At 66.2% G+C, this 15,026-nt stretch carries 14 protein-coding genes and 1 tRNA gene; 7 read left to right on the top strand and 8 right to left on the bottom strand.

Features of this window, described 5'->3' with window-relative positions; genetic code table 11:
• Positions 1-67 precede the first annotated feature (67 nt).
• The gene (locus ABIC17_RS15025) at positions 68-736 is read right to left on the bottom strand and encodes a uracil-DNA glycosylase (protein WP_354283085.1); all 669 of its coding nucleotides are present in this window, start codon (positions 734-736) and stop codon (positions 68-70) included.
• A 23-nt stretch (positions 737-759) separates the two neighbouring features.
• On the opposite strand from ABIC17_RS15025, the gene folK reads away from it, so the two are divergent.
• Positions 760-1,257, top strand: coding sequence for a 2-amino-4-hydroxy-6-hydroxymethyldihydropteridine diphosphokinase (folK, locus tag ABIC17_RS15020; protein ID WP_354283083.1), 498 nt, complete (start codon positions 760-762; stop codon positions 1,255-1,257).
• A 17-nt stretch (positions 1,258-1,274) separates the two neighbouring features.
• Positions 1,275-1,350 (top strand) — tRNA-Lys (locus tag ABIC17_RS15015).
• Between the two features lie 47 nt (positions 1,351-1,397).
• Here ABIC17_RS15015 and ABIC17_RS15010 read toward each other — a convergent pair.
• Positions 1,398-2,738, bottom strand: coding sequence for a capsule polysaccharide biogenesis protein (locus ABIC17_RS15010; RefSeq protein WP_502958473.1), 1,341 nt, complete (start codon positions 2,736-2,738; stop codon positions 1,398-1,400).
• Between the two features lie 251 nt (positions 2,739-2,989).
• Between ABIC17_RS15010 and ABIC17_RS15005 the strand changes: the two genes are divergently transcribed.
• Positions 2,990-4,417 (top strand): LTA synthase family protein, encoded by a 1,428-nt coding sequence (locus ABIC17_RS15005; RefSeq protein ID WP_354283081.1) that lies wholly within the window; start codon positions 2,990-2,992, stop codon positions 4,415-4,417.
• Position 4,418: 1 nt separating this feature from the next.
• On the opposite strand, the gene ABIC17_RS15000 is transcribed toward ABIC17_RS15005, so the two are convergent.
• Positions 4,419-5,195, bottom strand: coding sequence for an SDR family NAD(P)-dependent oxidoreductase (locus ABIC17_RS15000; protein ID WP_354283079.1), 777 nt, complete (start codon positions 5,193-5,195; stop codon positions 4,419-4,421).
• A gap of 164 nt (positions 5,196-5,359) precedes the next feature.
• Here ABIC17_RS15000 and ABIC17_RS14995 point away from each other — a divergent pair, with 164 nt between their 5' ends.
• The gene (locus ABIC17_RS14995; protein ID WP_354283077.1) at positions 5,360-5,974 is read left to right on the top strand and encodes a sterol desaturase family protein; all 615 of its coding nucleotides are present in this window, start codon (positions 5,360-5,362) and stop codon (positions 5,972-5,974) included.
• A gap of 26 nt (positions 5,975-6,000) precedes the next feature.
• On the opposite strand, the gene ABIC17_RS14990 is transcribed toward ABIC17_RS14995, so the two are convergent.
• Genes ABIC17_RS14990 through ABIC17_RS14970 form a run of 5 tightly spaced genes read right to left on the bottom strand, consistent with a single transcriptional unit; the run spans position 6,001 to position 11,300 of the window.
• Positions 6,001-7,194 (bottom strand): glycosyltransferase family 4 protein, encoded by a 1,194-nt coding sequence (locus tag ABIC17_RS14990; RefSeq protein WP_354283075.1) that lies wholly within the window; start codon positions 7,192-7,194, stop codon positions 6,001-6,003.
• The gene (locus ABIC17_RS14985) at positions 7,191-8,828 is read right to left on the bottom strand and encodes a capsular polysaccharide export protein, LipB/KpsS family (RefSeq protein WP_354283073.1); all 1,638 of its coding nucleotides are present in this window, start codon (positions 8,826-8,828) and stop codon (positions 7,191-7,193) included. The genes ABIC17_RS14990 and ABIC17_RS14985 overlap by 4 nt, the downstream gene beginning before the upstream one ends.
• Complete coding sequence (locus tag ABIC17_RS14980; protein ID WP_354283071.1) at positions 8,825-9,433, bottom strand: histidine phosphatase family protein; 609 nt, start codon at positions 9,431-9,433, stop codon at positions 8,825-8,827. Before ABIC17_RS14980 ends, ABIC17_RS14985 begins: the two co-directional genes overlap by 4 nt.
• A 6-nt stretch (positions 9,434-9,439) precedes the next feature.
• Positions 9,440-10,303, bottom strand: coding sequence for a 3-deoxy-manno-octulosonate cytidylyltransferase (locus tag ABIC17_RS14975; protein WP_354283368.1), 864 nt, complete (start codon positions 10,301-10,303; stop codon positions 9,440-9,442).
• 1 nt (position 10,304) lies between these two features.
• Positions 10,305-11,300, bottom strand: a complete 996-nt coding sequence (locus ABIC17_RS14970; RefSeq protein ID WP_354283069.1) for a KpsF/GutQ family sugar-phosphate isomerase — start codon at positions 11,298-11,300, stop codon at positions 10,305-10,307.
• Positions 11,301-11,455: 155 nt separating this feature from the next.
• Between ABIC17_RS14970 and kdsA the strand changes: the two genes are divergently transcribed.
• The 3 genes from kdsA (at position 11,456) to ABIC17_RS14955 (ending at position 14,991) form a co-directional block, all read left to right on the top strand.
• Positions 11,456-12,304 (top strand): 3-deoxy-8-phosphooctulonate synthase, encoded by an 849-nt coding sequence (kdsA, locus tag ABIC17_RS14965; RefSeq protein WP_354283067.1) that lies wholly within the window; start codon positions 11,456-11,458, stop codon positions 12,302-12,304.
• Positions 12,305-12,317: 13 nt separating this feature from the next.
• Positions 12,318-12,632 carry a hypothetical protein gene (locus ABIC17_RS14960; RefSeq protein ID WP_354283065.1) on the top strand — a complete coding sequence of 105 codons (315 nt, stop codon included), beginning with the start codon at positions 12,318-12,320 and terminating at the stop codon, positions 12,630-12,632.
• 175 nt (positions 12,633-12,807) lie between these two features.
• Positions 12,808-14,991, top strand: coding sequence for a TonB-dependent receptor (locus tag ABIC17_RS14955; protein WP_354283063.1), 2,184 nt, complete (start codon positions 12,808-12,810; stop codon positions 14,989-14,991).
• The last annotated feature ends 35 nt before the right edge of the window (positions 14,992-15,026 follow it).

Here is a 15,026-nt window from a genome sequence, read left to right as displayed (position 1 = left end):
CAGCCACCGCTGTCATAGCGGAAGCTTCGACAAAGGTCCCTCATCCATTAGTTCAACGGATCCGCCGTTAAGATACCGGGGAATCACGTAGTTCTGCTGCGCGTGCGAACACCGCCTCGAACATCTCGGTCGTCAGGCGACCGGTATTCTGATTGTAGCGCGAACAATGGTAGCTATCGATCAGGATCCGCCCGTCGGGCATGCGATGTTCGGCAAGATGCCCGAACTTGCACTTGGGCAGTCGGCCACCGAGAGCCTTGACCGCGGACTGATGCGCGATCTGTCCTAGCGCCACGAACACGCGCGCCTTCGGAATCGCGGCGATCTGCCCTTCGAGGAACGGGCGACACGTGCGAATTTCTTCGGGCGTCGGCTTGTTCTGCGGCGGCAGGCATTTGACCGCATTGATGATCATCGCGCCCTGCAATTGCAGCGTATCGTCGGGCTTGGCCTCGAAGGTACCCGTCGCGAACCCGTATTTGGTAAGCGTATCGTACAGCAACACCCCCGCGAAATCGCCTGTGAACGGACGTCCGGTGCGATTCGCACCATGCTTGCCGGGGGCCAGCCCGATGATCCCGAGCCACGCCGCAGGGTCGCCGAACGCGTTTACGGGGGCATTCCACCAGGTCGGGAATTCCTCCCGCAATTCGTGGCGAAAGGCGACGAGGCGCGGACAGAGCGGACAATCATGCGGCGGCTCGGAGTCCGCGATCGGGCTGGGTGCGAAGTTCATGAAAAGCCGATAGGCGTGTTTGGGTGTCGATCTCAACCACCTACCCGTCTTATGCGATTGCGATCGGATCGAACCGACGCGGCCGTCATGGTCACCCTCGCGACGAAGTGCGTGCGGCGATCGCGGCATTGCCCGGTGTCGTGGCGGTTTCGCGACTGATCGAGACGGCACCGCTGGGGCCATCGCTGCGGCGTTTCACCAATGCGGCAGTGCTGTTGCACAGCGCCGAATCGCCCCCCGCGATGCTGGCGCGTCTCAAAGCGATCGAGCGCGACTTCGGCCGCCGCCGTGGACAGCGGTGGTCGGCGCGCGTGATCGACCTCGATATTGTGCTGTGGTCGGGCGGCGTCTGGCGCGATTCCGCATTGTGCGTGCCGCATGTGGCGTTCCGGACCCGCGACTTTGTGCTGCGACCGCTCGCGCAAATCGCGCCGCGCTGGCACGATCCGCTGACGGCGCGGACGATCCGGCAACTGGCGACGCGCTTGGACAAGGTTGACCGAACGGCGATCCGCTCCTAACGCGCATCGGCGTGTGTGGGCTCGTAGCTCAGTCGGTAGAGCAACGGACTTTTAATCTGTAGGTCCCGGGTTCGAATCCCGGCGAGCCCACCACGCGATCCCCTCGGCCAACCAGTGAGCGAGCGGAACGCGCGGCTCCGTCAATTCGACAGGATCGCCTGCGTCGATTGCGCGAGCGCAGGGCGTGCCGGTGGGGCATGCAGCAGCGGACTTGCCGCCTCGATCTTCGCGATGATCCCGCTCGTAAGTTTGTCGAGCGCTTCTTCCGAGAAAAAACCGCCCGGGACGAGGCAGCGCTCGATCAGTACGCGGCGAAATGCATCGAACGTCGCGGCGTCCGGCTTCCCGGGGTTCGCCCAGAAATCGTTCAACCGCCCCTGGAAGGTGATGTCCTCGATATCATAGACCGCCTGGCCGAGCGCGATCACCGGGATCCCCTGTGCGAGCGCGAGCGTGCCGCTGGTGCTGTTGATCGTCACCATGCCGCGCGACGCGAGCGAGATCGGTACGATGTCGCCGCCCTCGAGATAGTCGATCCGGTCGGTCACGCCGTGCAGCGCGGCAAGCGTCTTGGTTTCCAGCCGCCAGTCGCGGACGCCATTGTCGAGCGGGTGTTCCTTGATCACGAGGCGCAATTCGCGCGGCGCATGGCTGGCGAACGACGTGATCACCATTCGCAGCGCGTCGGCGATCCCCGCGAACGACGAGTGCAACCGGATCTGCGCGTCCGAGTCGAGCTGCAATGGGAACAGGATATACGGCGCGTTGCGCCGCACCATCGCAGCCTGGACCGCCTGGGCGCGTTGTGCTGCCGCCTTGCGTCGCGTCAGTCGGCGGACCCACCCCATGCCCTCGACCAGCGGATGCCACGGGCGGTGGTTTTCCCAATGCGGATAATGTGACCGGCTGAGCACGTCGGCGGTATTGTAGATCAGCGCCTCGGTCGCGCGGCGTCGGAAGGATGACGGGACGGGTGCATGTTGCGGTACCGGCGGCAGCAGCGCCGCCTGCGCGCGGTACCATGCGGGGTCGCGCGGCAAGGTCGAGTGGCCGTTGACCCCGCCGAGCTCGAGCGTGACCCAGTCGGGCCGGATATAGCCTTCCTCGAAGACATGGACGGGGACGTGCATGTCGCGACAGACCGCAATCGCGGCCATGTGGATCGGGCGGCAGTCGCCGAACAGCAGCACGTCGGTAATCGCCCGGTCGGTGATAATCTGGCGCAGCATCGCGGGCCAATCCTCGAGGCTGCCGCGATAGTCGATGCCGTTGGGCAGGCGCCAGAACAGCCGGTCACCGCCGTTGAAATTGACCTTGTGGACACCGTAGCCGTCCTGTCGCAGGACCTGGCCCAGTCGCCGGAACAACGGGCCCATCAGGCCCTGCAGGAGCAGGATGTTGCGCTCCGCGAGCGGTTGTACCACCGCCGCCGACGCCGTCCGCGGCTGGGTGACGGATTCGTTGGCGATCATGTCCGCCATCCGTAATTCCTTTTGTTTCTCAATGGTGCGGCCCATCGGATCGCACTGGCTTTGTTCGTCCATAGAACTGCACCAGTGATTTTCCAAGCAGCCGAAACCAAACGCCGGGGTCCGCTGCCGGGGTCGTGACAGTTTCGTGGCCGGGGGTTATAGGCGACCGCGTTTCTCTTCTGCCGGACCGATCGTTTCCGTTTCGGCGCTACAGGGATGCAACCCATTCTGTGGCGAACGGCGTGATCCCTTTTCTGACAATGCTGCTTCTTTCGGTGGTGCTCGACGCAGCAGCGCGGCCACGGGCGCGTACGGGGCGCGACTGGCGTGGCGTGGCGCTCCACCTGATGGTCATGACGGGCGTCTTTGGCCTGATCCTCGCGGGCACGGGGAACCCGGCGATTGCGGCGCTGGTGAGTGTCGCGCTCGTGGCGTTGTTCATGGTCGCCTCCAACGCCAAGCGCAAAATGCTCGGTGAGCCGTTGGTCTTTTCCGATCTGGCGTTGCTGGTGGGCGTGGTGCGACACCCGCGTTTCTATTTCTCCGCGCTTTCGGTGGCGCAGCGCTGGATGCTGGGGATCGGTGCGGGGATCGCGGTCATCGCGATCGCACTCTTGTCGTCCGGCGCGGTGCGCCCGCATCTGACCGGGGTGGCGCTTGCCGTGGGAGCCGGCCTCGCGGTTGCGCTGCTATTGCGCAGCCGGGCCCTCGACGGGCTTGCGGCGACTCCCGACCTCGAGGCCGATTTCGCGCGGCTGGGCATGATGGCCTCCTTGCTGCTGTACTGGTGGCGGTGGTGCGGATCGTCGGATCCACAACCGTGCCCTGCGGTAGCGCAACAACCCGAGGCCGACCTGCCCGAACTCGTCGTGATCGTGCAGTGCGAATCGTTTTGCGATCCCGTCGAACTCACCGGCAACCCGCGGGATGCCTTTCCAGGGCTGGAGGCGGCGCGGAAGGCGGCATGGCAATGGGGTACGCTCGATGTCAGCGGGTTTGGCGCCTATACGATGCGGACCGAATATGGCGTGCTGTTCGGACGCAGCGAGGACGCGCTCGGCTTCCGACGCTATGACCCGTTCCTGACGGCAGCGGGCGACGCGACGCACGCGCTGTCCGCGCGATTGCGTGGCGCGGGATATCGCAGCCTGTTCGTCCACCCGCATGATCTGCGTTTCTACAGTCGGGACCGGTTGATGCCCCAGGTCGGCTTCGCCGCGATGATTGGGGAGGAAGGCTTTCCGCCGCGCGGTGCCGGGGCGGGGCGCTACGTCGATGACCGGATGCTCGGTGCCTCGGTGATCGGAATGATCGAGGCAGCCACCGAACCGACGATGATCTACACCGTCACGATGGAAAACCACGGGCCGTGGGACAGCGACACTGCGCGCGATGCCGCCGGGCGGCGCGACGCATATCTCCGCCATGCACGCAGCAGCGACGCGATGCTGCAGGATCTGACGGCGTATTTCGCGCGCGCGGGGAAGTCGGCGCTGCTCGTTTTTTTCGGCGATCACCGCCCGAGTATTCCAGGGGTTACCGCCCCCGGTGGTGCGCGGCATACCCCCTATGTCCTGTTGCGCTTCGGCTCGGACGGGGTGATTGCCCCTGGTACAAGCGGTCCGACCAGTCTCACCCCGGCCGAATTGCACCACACCATTTTGCGCTGCGTGACGGCGCTCCGCTAGGTTATTCGCCGCGCGGGATGAGTGCGGTGAGCAGACGATCGCGCAGCGCCGGCGGCAGCAACCGATCGAACCAGCGCAACACCACGAACGGCCAGGGAAAGATCACATGGCCTTGCCCGCGCGCCGCCGCTGCGGCGATGCGCGCGGCGGCATCGGCTGGCTGGATCTCGAACGGGCGGGGCCCCGCGTTGCTGCGACTCGCTGGGGTATCAATGAAACCGGGGGAAACGACCGTCACGCGCACGCCGTGTTGGCGCACGCTCAACCGCAACGCCTCGCCGAAGCGCAGCAATCCGGCCTTCGACCCGGCATATCCCGCGGCGAAGGGCAGCGCGTGGAAGGCTGCGGCGGACCCGACCAGCACGATTCCCCCGCCCCCGCGCTGCGCCATGCGCCGCGCAAGCGCCGCCGCGATCGCGCTTGGTGCAACGAAATTGACAAGGCCAAGTCGTGCGATCTGGTGTGCATCCTCGACCAGGTCGCCTGCGGCACGCACGTCCCCGGCCCCGGCAACCAACAGCGCCAAGGTGATCGCCCCCGCGTCGTCCTCCTCCTCTACCGCCGCAATCGCAGCCTTGCAGTCGGTCAGTTCGAGCTGACGCAGAACGACTGCGGCACCCGCCTGGCGGCACGTGCTCGCAACCGCCCCCAGGCGCGCGGCATCACGCCCCCACAGGACGAGCGTCCGCCCCGGCGCGGCGTAATGGCGTGCCAATGCGGCCCCCAGACTGCCGGATGCCCCGGTAATGAGGATGCGGTCCGGTGATGGTTTGTTCATAAGTGGCTTTTACTGCTGCAATGATCATAAGGAACGCTGGCTCCGATCCGAGCGACACGTCGCGGCACTCTGCCGCATTGCGGGTTGACAGGAGGGGGCCGGGTCTGACCATAGCAACCTCCATATTTGCGTATTGGACTGTGAATTTGCGAGGCCTGCCTATGATGAATAACAGGTCCGATGTTACCCGCATTCGGCTGTTTCGGAATGATTTCCTAGAACGGTTCACGTTGATTTCGCCGGCGGCCTTCGCCGTCACCTGGACGATCTTTCTCGGTTTTGCGATCTACGCCAGTTGGGGCGTGACGAGCTTCGGCATGTCGATCGCGCTGGTTGCGCTCGGCGTGCTGATCTGGACGCTGTTCGAATACATCATGCATCGCTTCGTCTTCCATCTGAAGTTCACTTCGGAATGGGGGCGCGGGCTGATCTTCATTGCGCATGGCAACCATCATTCGATGCCTGGCGATCCGTATCGCAACATCATGCCGCCGGTCGTCAGCGTGTTGATCTCGTGCGGGGTGTGGTTCCTGTTTGTCCAGATGATCGGCGACGCTGGGTCGGTGCTCTTCGTCGGGTTCGGGATCGGCTACGTCGTTTATGACGTGACGCACTATGCCTGCCATCAGTTTCCGATGCGCGGCCGGATCCTGGGGGCGTTGCGTCAGCATCACATCCGGCACCATTATGCCAAGCAGGAAGGCAATTTCGCGATCACGGCGATCCTGTGGGATCGCGTGTTCGGGACGTATATCCCCAAGAAAAAGAAGCGCGCGTAAACGATCGGGCCAGCGGCCCGGTCCGTTCACCGCTGTAGCGCGTCGATCGCCGCGATGACGATGTCCACATGCTGCGCCCATGTTGGGGGACGATAGGCGGGGATCCGCTCCAGTTGCGCAGCATGCATTGGCCCGGCGTTGAAATGGTCGAAAATGGTCCGCCGCCAGGCCGGCCCATCGAGCGGATCCAGATAGTCCGGCGCCGATCCTCCCGCTTCGCGCAGCGCGGGCAGGTCGCTGCAGATGACCGGCGTGCCGACGGCGAGCGCCTCGGCGACCGGCATGCCGTACCCCTCGGCGAACGACGGCAGCACCAGCGCGCGGGCGCCGCGCAGCAACGCATCGAGATGCTGATCCGAACAGCCGTTGCGCTCCTCGACATGGCCACGGAGCGACGGGCAGCGTTCGAGCATGTCGATCACCTGTTCATTCTCCCACCCGCGCCGACCGACGATGATCAACCGTGGGATCTCGTTTTGCGGCAACGTCTCAGCGAAGGTCCGCCACAGGTTGAGCAGCAGCAGGTGATTCTTGCGCGGCTCGATCGTGCCGACGCAGAGGAAGTAGGGCACATCGGGCACCGCGATCGGCGTGGCGGTCGTGGGCATGACCTGCGTGCCGAGCAGCGCGACGTGGATCGCGACATCGCGTCCGCTCCGCGCGATCCACGGACGCATCGAATCGCCCGTCGCCGCCGAATTGACGATCACGCCATCGGCATAAGCGGCGATCGTCTCGATTCGCCGTTGATGCAGGCTGGCACCGTCGGGGCGCGCATATTCGGGATATTCGATCGGAATCAGATCATGCACCAGGCACAGAAATTGTGCCTGCTCGCGCGCGAGGATGCGCTGGACGAGCGCGGGCCGGGTCAGGTGATGTGGCGACGCCTGGACATAGACGCCGCCGGGAGTCGCGCGACCGGGCTTGGGGAGCAGCGTCATCAACAACGGCACGGTTTCGCGCAGCGAGCGCTGCTCGACCCCGCCGCCTTCCGAATCCCAGCGGCGTTCGAGCAGGTCGAGGTAGCGCAGCGCGGTCTCGGACGGCAGCCGGCCATAGCCTGCCAGCGGATGGACCGCGGCGAAATCGAGCCGGTCGCCGAGCCGGTCGTGCAACCCGCGGGCATAGGCCATCTCGACCCGGTCGACGCCCGAGGGAGTGTGATGCCGCGCACGCGAGATCAGGCGCGAAATATCGAGAATCACGCGCTTCGTCACGATGTCTTCGCTCCCATCAGGCGTCCTTGCGCCTGGCGCAGTCGGCTGACCCAGCCGAGTCGGTTGTGTGTGGCCCCTTGCCCCATGCGGCCGATCAGCACTTCGGGCGAGCAGGGCAGGCTCGTCGCCGGATCGAGGTAGCGCGGATAAGCGATCAGGACCGCAGCGATCAGGTCCAGCACGCTCAACGTGCGACCACGGCGATCGGGAATATGGCCAAGGTCGCACGTAACCCCCCAGCCCGCATAGAAAGGCGTACCGTGGCAGGTGACGTCGCGACCGCGCAACAGCGCCTCGAACCCGGTCAGCGAGGTGAGCACGTGGACGCCGTCGACCAGATCGAGCAGGGGTGCCATCCCGCCGCCGACGACGACGCGGTCGGCATAGTGCAGTGCATCCGACTCGGCGACGACGCCGACGCGGTGGCCTGCGGTGACGTCGGGGTGGGGGCGGAACCAGATTTCGGCGTCGGGTTCGCGCGCGCGGGTGCGGCGCAGCAATTCGAGATTGCTCGCCAGTCCGCCGCCGCCGAGCCGCACCGACATGTCGTCCTCGACCTGCCCCGGGACCAGCACCAGCCGGCGTCCGGGTTGACGATCCGGGAAGCAATGCGCTGTATCGCTGCCATATTTGCTGATCCCCGCCGCCAGGATCGTGTCGCGCAACCGTGCCGCGCGCGCGAGCATCTCGGGCGGGAAGTCGGCGGTCGCGAGCAGGGTCTCGAGGTCGCTCGCGCGGCTGGGGTCGTAATGAATCCCGCGCCAGTCGACCGTAACCGACGACGGCGGCACCAGATTACTGCCGAGTCCGACCGACCGGACGAACCCGTCCTCGACGCGCACCAGCGGCACTCCGTCGGCGTCGGCCTGCGCGACCATCGCGTCGGAAACGCGCGACGGCCAGATCGCGACCGCACCGCCGGTGCGCGCGGCCCACGCCAAAGCACGCCGTTCGGAGCGGAAAAAACGCAATCCGTGTTCGGGCGTGAACAGGAATCGCGCGATTTCATGCCGCTTCCACCAGCTAAAACCACACCCGGCGACGATGTTGCGGTTTCCCGCGAACGTCTGTCGCCAATCGCCGAGGGTGGCGATCGTTGCGGTCAGGTCGGTCGGTTCGCCAGTGAACGGATCGCGGTAGCGCGTACCCGCCAAATGCTGCGCAACGGTCCGCCGCAACGTCCCGACATCGTCGCCAGGCGCCCCGAAGCGTCCCGCGGACAGCAGATGCACCCGCACCCCCGCGATCGCGGCGAGCGCGATCCATTCGTCGTCGCCGTGCGCGACCAAGGCGGTCATGCCGGGGAGCAGTGACCACGGATCGGTCGGCGACTCGCTTCGACGCGGGGTGGCCGCGATGCGCTGCGCGGTCGCCTGTTCGGGGGCGGGCAACAGCGCGCGCGCCGCTGCATCTTCGCTGGGCTTGCGGGTGCGTAGCACGACCGCGATCGGGTCGGGCGAAGGCGTGCCCCAGAAGCATCCGCCAACCCGCGCCGTGCGGATCGATGCGAACAGATGGTCGATCGCCGCGTGCGACAAATCCGGCGCGCGGTCGGCACCGTCGCGCGTGACGGACACGCCGCCGTCGGGGAAGGGGGACGCGCGCAACAGTGGCGGCAAGGCGGCGCCGCTCATGGCCGCTGGTCCCAGGCGGCAAGGCGAAGCCCGTGCCCGTCGCGCTCGATCACGCCATAGGCGCCGGTCCGCAGCTTGAGCGTCGGCAGCGCGCTGGCCTGACGCTGAAGACCCTCGTCCGCCAGCAGCGCGAACCGTGCCGCGCCGTTGCTCGTCACGATCAGGATGCGCCCTTGCGCGGTTGCAAACAGATCGCGCCATCCCGCGATCCGGCGATCTGCATCGACGATCCAGCCTTCGGGTGCTTCCGCCGCATGGTCCCACCGCGCGAGTGCGGCTTCGCCGATCCGGTCGATCACCTCGGGTTCCAGCTTTGCCTCGTCAGGACCGTGGTCGATTTCGGTCAGCCAGTCCGCGGGCTCGACCTGCAGCGCGGCGGGCTGATGCGCGAGGATCCCCGCGATCGTCGATCGCGTCCGCCGCAGCGGCGCCGCCAGCGCGCGGTCGAAGCCGATCCCGGCTCGCGCAAATGCAAGGCCCAACGCTTCCGCCTGCGCGACTCCGCTCTCGACGAGGGCAAGATCGGTCGCCGCACCGATCCGGCGCGCGGGTTCCCCCGGCGCGAACGTATTGCCATGCCGGACGATGAAGACGCTCAGACCCATAAACGCTCAGATCCACGAAGACTGGGGTTCGCCGTATTCCGCAATCAGCCGCTCCGCCATCGCGAGATCGGCAGGCGTGTCGATCCCCGACATGGTGTGCGGCATCGCATCCGCCGCGACCGTCAGGATCGGCTCGCCCGTTTCGAGGAAGCGCAGTTGCTCGAGCCCCTCGAGTCGTTCGTACAGCGTGGGCGGCGTCGCCTCGAACCGCCGCAGCGCATCGAAGCGGTACGCGTACAGCCCAATATGGCGGAACACGGGCGACAGCGGCTCGCGCTCGCGCAACCGCTGCTCGTCGCGGATCGCGGGGATCACGGTCTTCGAGAACCACAGCGCGCGCCCGTCCTCGCGGCGGGTGCAGGTCGTGCCGCTGAACGGCGATACGGTCTTGTGCTGGCGCAACGTATCGAGCGCGGGCCAGGGAAGCTGGACGACCGGGGTGGCGACCGAGCAGGACGATTCACGCAGAGCAGCGATCAGCGCCTCGATCAGCGCGGGCTGGACGAACGGCGCGTCGCCCTGGAGGTTGACGACGATCGGCGGGGCGACGGCGCGGTCGCGCGCGACCGCCCAGGCGCGGCCCGAGCCCGACGAGATATCCGGATCGGTCATCACCGCCGCGCAGCCGAGCGCTTGCGCATGATCGTGGATTCGCTGGTCGTCGGTCGCGACGACGACGTCGACGTTCCCGGCGCGCGCAGCCCCTTCGCGCGCGATCGCGACGACGCGCGACAGGAGCGTTCGGCCAGCAATCTCGATCAGGGGTTTCCCCGGCAAGCGGCTCGACCCGAAGCGGGCCGGGACGACGATGAGGTCGGCCGGGATCGGGTTGGCGGGGATCGGGTTGGTGGGGGTCAAGTCGCGCGAAATCTCAGACAACGCCTGCCCGCAGGATGTCGTGCAGGTGGATCACGCCGACCGGTCGCGAATCCTCGCATACGAACAGCACCGAGACGGCATTGTCGTTGAGGATTCGCAACGCATCCGACGTCAGTGTGTCGGGCGTGACCGTGATCGGCGTCGGCGTCATATGCTCGCCGATATCGTCGGCGAGCCGTTCGCTTGCAAAGCTGCGCCGCAGATCGCCATCGGTGAAGACCCCGACCAGCCGGTCGTGATGATCGACCACCGCGGTGCAGCCGTACCGCTTGCGGCTCATTTCCATCGTCGCGTCGAGCAGCGTCGCGCCGAGCCGGACCTTGGGCACTTCGCTCGATTCGGCCATCAATTGCACGACCGTGGTCAATTGCGCGCCAAGACGTCCGCCCGGGTGGAAAACGAAGAAGTCCGACCGTGAGAAGCCGCGCTGCTCGGTCAGCGCCACCGCGAGCGCGTCGCCCAGCACCGCCTGGACGACGGTCGAGGAGGTCGGCGCGAGTTCGTTGGGGCAGGCTTCGCGGACTTTCGGCAATGCCAGGCAGACGTCGGCGGCGCGCCCGGCGGTGCTCTCCGGGTGCGCGGTCGCGACGATCAGCGTGACCCCGAAACGACGGCAATAGGTGATGATCGCGCCGAGTTCGGCGGTCTCCCCCGACCAGCTCAGCGCCAGCACGACGTCGCCGGCGCTGATCATGCCGAGGTCGCCGTGGCTCGCTTCGCTGGAATGGAGGAACAACGCCGGGGTCCCGGTGGAGGCCATCGTCGCGGCAATCTTGCGCCCGACCAGCCCGCTCTTGCCGACGCCGGTGACAATCAGGCGGCCGGACAATTTGCTGAGGATCGCCACGGTCTCCAGAAAGCTGTCGCGGAGTGGCGCAACCCGCAATGCCTCGGACAGCGACTGGAGAGCGTCCATCTCGATCCGCGTCGTGCGGAGTGCGGACAGCAAGCCCGAATCGTCCAAGACCTTTGCAGCGATTGCTTGCATATGTTCCTCGCAGTTCCAGGCGACAGGGTAATATCGACCTACAACTAAAGTGTTATCGCGTTGACATCCAGCCAAACGACGCCACAGATCGCCGCACTGCGGCAAAGCGCATTGCTAGAGAGACAGGTTCCGCGCGTGGCAAGGGAAAAAGCATAATGCAGTTGTGTGGGCGTGAAATCGGGCCGGCCGAGCCGATCTTCTTCATCGTCGGCCCGTGCGTCATCGAAAGCGAGTCGTTCGCGCTTTCCACCGCGACGCAGCTTCGCAAGATCGCCGACCGGCTGGGCGTCCTGCTGATCTACAAGAGCTCGTTCGACAAGGCCAACCGCAGCTCCGGCGCGTCGTTCCGCGGCCCGGGAATCGAGGAGGGGCTGCGCATCCTGGAGAAGGTCCGCACCGAAACCGGGCTGCCGATCCTGACCGACGTCCATAGCGAGGATCAGGTCAAGATGGTCGCAGACGTCGTCGATGTGCTGCAGACCCCGGCGTTCCTCGCGCGCCAGACCGATTTCATCGCGGCGGTCGCGGCATCGGGCAAGCCCGCCAATATCAAGAAGGGCCAGTTCCTTGCCCCCGGCGACATGCGGCATGTCGCGGACAAGGCACGCGCGGCGGCGGCGGCGGCAGGGGTGCCGACCGACAATTTCATGATGTGCGAACGCGGCGCGAGCTTTGGCTACAACAACCTCGTGTCCGACATGCGCAGCCTCGCGATCATGCGCGATACCGGGTGCCCGGTGGTGTATGACGCGACGCATTCGGTGCAATTGCCGGGCGGGCAGGGCGACCGATCGGGCGGGCAGCGCGAGTTCGTGCCGGTGCTGGCGCGCGCGGCGGTCGCGGCGGGGGTGTCGGGGCTGTTCATCGAATCGCATCCCGATCCTGACCAGGCATTGTCCGATGGCCCCAACAGCTGGCCGCTCGACCGGCTGGAAGCGCTGCTCGAGCAGCTCGTCGGGATCGATGCGCTGGTGAAGGCCGGCGGGCTCGACGCGGTCGCCTGAGGGCGCCGGCGCGATGCTGGCGCATGTTCCCGTGGCGATCGGGGTTCAGCTGCTGTGCTGGGTCATCGCGCGCGCACTGGGCGCGCCGACGCGCGCGTCGGTGTGGACCGGCTGTTTCGCGGGAAGCGCGGTGTGCATCATGCGGGAGATCACCCAGCGCGAATATCAGTGGATCGAGCAATTCGGTGCCGGGCGGCGGGCGAACATGCCGGGCTATGCCGGACTCGAGGTGTGGCAGTGGAACAGCCATTCGCTCACCGAGACCGCCGTCGCGATCGCGGCTTCGGTGGCGCTGGCCGCAGCGGTCACCTTCGGAAGGGGGCGGTAAGCCACCCCGTTCATCCCCCCGCAAGGTGGCTCCCGCCACGCAGGTTGCGCATGGCGGGAGCGTCAGGGCCGAATCGTTCCGGGAGACGATGACTCGGCCTTGATACTTTATCTCATCACATGTACCGGGCCGTCATAGCACCCGACCAAGATGTTCTAAAAAGGCCGTCTCCCGCATGAACCGATTCCTTCTGCTGTCCAGCGTCGCCGCGTCCTTTGCCTTTCCCGCCGCCGCTTTCGCCGCCGAGCCTGCGCAGCAGGTCGACCCGGCACCAGCGCCGACCACTGCGGCGTCGCCTGCCGATACCGCGGCGAACAAGGCCGGGGGCCCCGACATCGTCGTCACCGGTCGTCTCGATGCGGCGCGCGCGTCGATCCAGCCGAGCTTGGGCGCGACGACCTATTCGATCACCGCGGCGCAGATCAAGGCGCTCCCCGGTGGCGACAATCTCCCGCTGAACCAGATCCTGCTGCAATTGCCGGGGGTTGTGCAGGACGGCGGTGGGCAGTTCCATGTGCGCGACGATCACAACAATCTGCAATATCGCATCAACGGCACGATCCTGCCCGAAGGCGTCTCGGTGTTCGGCCAGACGCTCAGCCCGCGCATCGTCGAGCGGTTCGACCTGCGCACCGGCGCGCTTCCCGCGCAATATGGTCTGCGCACCGCAGGCATCATCGACATCACCACCAAGAGCCATTTCGACAATAGCGGCGTCGCGCAAATCTACGGCGGGACCAACGACACGATCCAGCCGAGCATCGAATATGGCGGCTCGACCGGCCAGACGAATTACTTCGTCACCGGCAGCTACAAGCACAGCAACAACGGGATCGACCCGGTCGATTCCGGGCGCACCCCGCTGCACGACAAGACCGACCAATATCAGGGCTTCGTCTATCTCGACCACACGCTGGATGTGAACAACCGCGTATCGCTGATCGGCGGCTATGCCGACCAGAGCTACCAGATCCCCAATCCACGCGGGCTTCGCCCCGACAGCGGCTATAGCGTCGGCGGCGTCAGCGATTTCCTGAGCAACGACCTCGACGAGCGCCAGCACGAACAGACCGCCTTCGCGCTCGCCAGCCTGCTCCACGATTCCGGGCCGCTGACGCTCCAGGCCTCACTGTTCGCGCGCTATTCGGCGCTGCGCTACACCCCCGACGTGCTCGGCGAATTGCTGTTCAACGGGCTCGCGCAGAATGCGTACAAGCGCGACTTCACCTTCGGCGGGCAGATCGAGGGGGCCTATCGGCTGAGCCCCGCGCACACGTTGCGCGGCGGCGTGATCATCGCACGCGACCGCAACAACAGCCGTACCTCGACCCAGGTATTTCAGGTCGACGACGCGGGTGCGCAGCTTGGCGAGCCGGTGACGGTGATCGATAACGGTAGCGCGACCGAGATGACCTACAGCGTCTATCTGCAGGACGAATGGAAGATCGCCGACCCGCTGATCGTCAACTTTGGCGGCCGGTTCGATCATTATAACGGCTACCGCGCCGAGAGCGCCTTCTCTCCGCGCGTCAACGCGGTGCTGACCCCGGTCGAGGGGCTTGCGCTCCACGCCGGTTATTCGCGCTATTTCTCGCCGCCGCCGTTCAGCAACGTCGCCACCACCAGCGTGCTCAAGTTCCGCGGCACCAGCGCGCAGGCCCCCGGCGACGACGGCGTCTCCCCGCCGCTGACCGACACCCCTTATGCCGAGAAGCAGGACTATTTCGATGTGGGCGGGCAGTGGAAGCTGTCGCCTACGGTGACGGTCGGGCTCGATGGCTATTATCGCAAGTCTTACAATCTGCTCGACGAAGGCCAGTTCGGCGCGCCGATCATCCTGACGCCGTTCAATTATGCGCGCGGGACGATCAAGGGGGTCGAGGGCAATATCAGCTACGCCGCGCACGGCCTGTCGCTGTACGGCAACCTTGCCTATGCCAAGGCGCAGGGGACCAACATCGTCTCCTCGCAGTTCAACTTCGACCCCGCCGATCTGGCGACGATCGCCAGCCGGTCGATCTATCTCGACCACGACCAGACGTGGACCGCCTCGGCGGGTGCGTCCTACCGGATCGAGCAGGGCTTCCTGCGCGATACGCGGGTCGGGGCGTCGATGCTCTACGGATCGGGGCTGCGTCGCGATGGCGATGTCCCCAATGGCGCCAAGCTGCCGCCCTTTGCGGTGGTCAATTTGACCGCGAGCCACAATTTCGCCGGCCCGGGGATCGAGATCCGCGCGGACATCATCAACGTCGGCGACCATGTGTACCAGATCCGCGACGGATCCGGCGTCGGGGTGGGCGCACCGCAGTTCGGCGCGCGGCGCGGGTTCCTGTTCGGGATCAGCAAGACGATCTGAGCGGCGATATACCCATGCTGCTTCCCCGGCGAAGG

This window comes from Sphingomonas sp. PvP056 (genome assembly GCF_040549155.1).
Lineage (GTDB): Bacteria > Pseudomonadota > Alphaproteobacteria > Sphingomonadales > Sphingomonadaceae > Sphingomonas.
Note: the sequence above shows the minus strand (reverse complement) of the source record. Positions and strands in the feature narration are given on the sequence as shown.

What these genes read in the sequence shown, in the direction of transcription:
- ABIC17_RS15025 (WP_354283085.1), bottom strand. Translation starts at nt 736, where the DNA reads ATGAACTTCGCACCCAGCCCGATCGCGGACTCCGAGCCGCCGCATGAT.
- ABIC17_RS15010 (WP_502958473.1), bottom strand. Translation starts at nt 2,738, where the DNA reads ATGGCGGACATGATCGCCAACGAATCCGTCACCCAGCCGCGGACGGCG.
- ABIC17_RS15005 (WP_354283081.1), top strand. Translation starts at nt 2,990, where the DNA reads ATGCTGCTTCTTTCGGTGGTGCTCGACGCAGCAGCGCGGCCACGGGCG.
- ABIC17_RS15000 (WP_354283079.1), bottom strand. Translation starts at nt 5,195, where the DNA reads ATGAACAAACCATCACCGGACCGCATCCTCATTACCGGGGCATCCGGC.
- ABIC17_RS14995 (WP_354283077.1), top strand. Translation starts at nt 5,360, where the DNA reads ATGAATAACAGGTCCGATGTTACCCGCATTCGGCTGTTTCGGAATGAT.
- ABIC17_RS14985 (WP_354283073.1), bottom strand. Translation starts at nt 8,828, where the DNA reads ATGAGCGGCGCCGCCTTGCCGCCACTGTTGCGCGCGTCCCCCTTCCCC.
- ABIC17_RS14980 (WP_354283071.1), bottom strand. Translation starts at nt 9,433, where the DNA reads ATGGGTCTGAGCGTCTTCATCGTCCGGCATGGCAATACGTTCGCGCCG.
- ABIC17_RS14970 (WP_354283069.1), bottom strand. Translation starts at nt 11,300, where the DNA reads ATGCAAGCAATCGCTGCAAAGGTCTTGGACGATTCGGGCTTGCTGTCC.
- kdsA (WP_354283067.1), top strand. Translation starts at nt 11,456, where the DNA reads ATGCAGTTGTGTGGGCGTGAAATCGGGCCGGCCGAGCCGATCTTCTTC.
- ABIC17_RS14960 (WP_354283065.1), top strand. Translation starts at nt 12,318, where the DNA reads ATGCTGGCGCATGTTCCCGTGGCGATCGGGGTTCAGCTGCTGTGCTGG.
- ABIC17_RS14955 (WP_354283063.1), top strand. Translation starts at nt 12,808, where the DNA reads ATGAACCGATTCCTTCTGCTGTCCAGCGTCGCCGCGTCCTTTGCCTTT.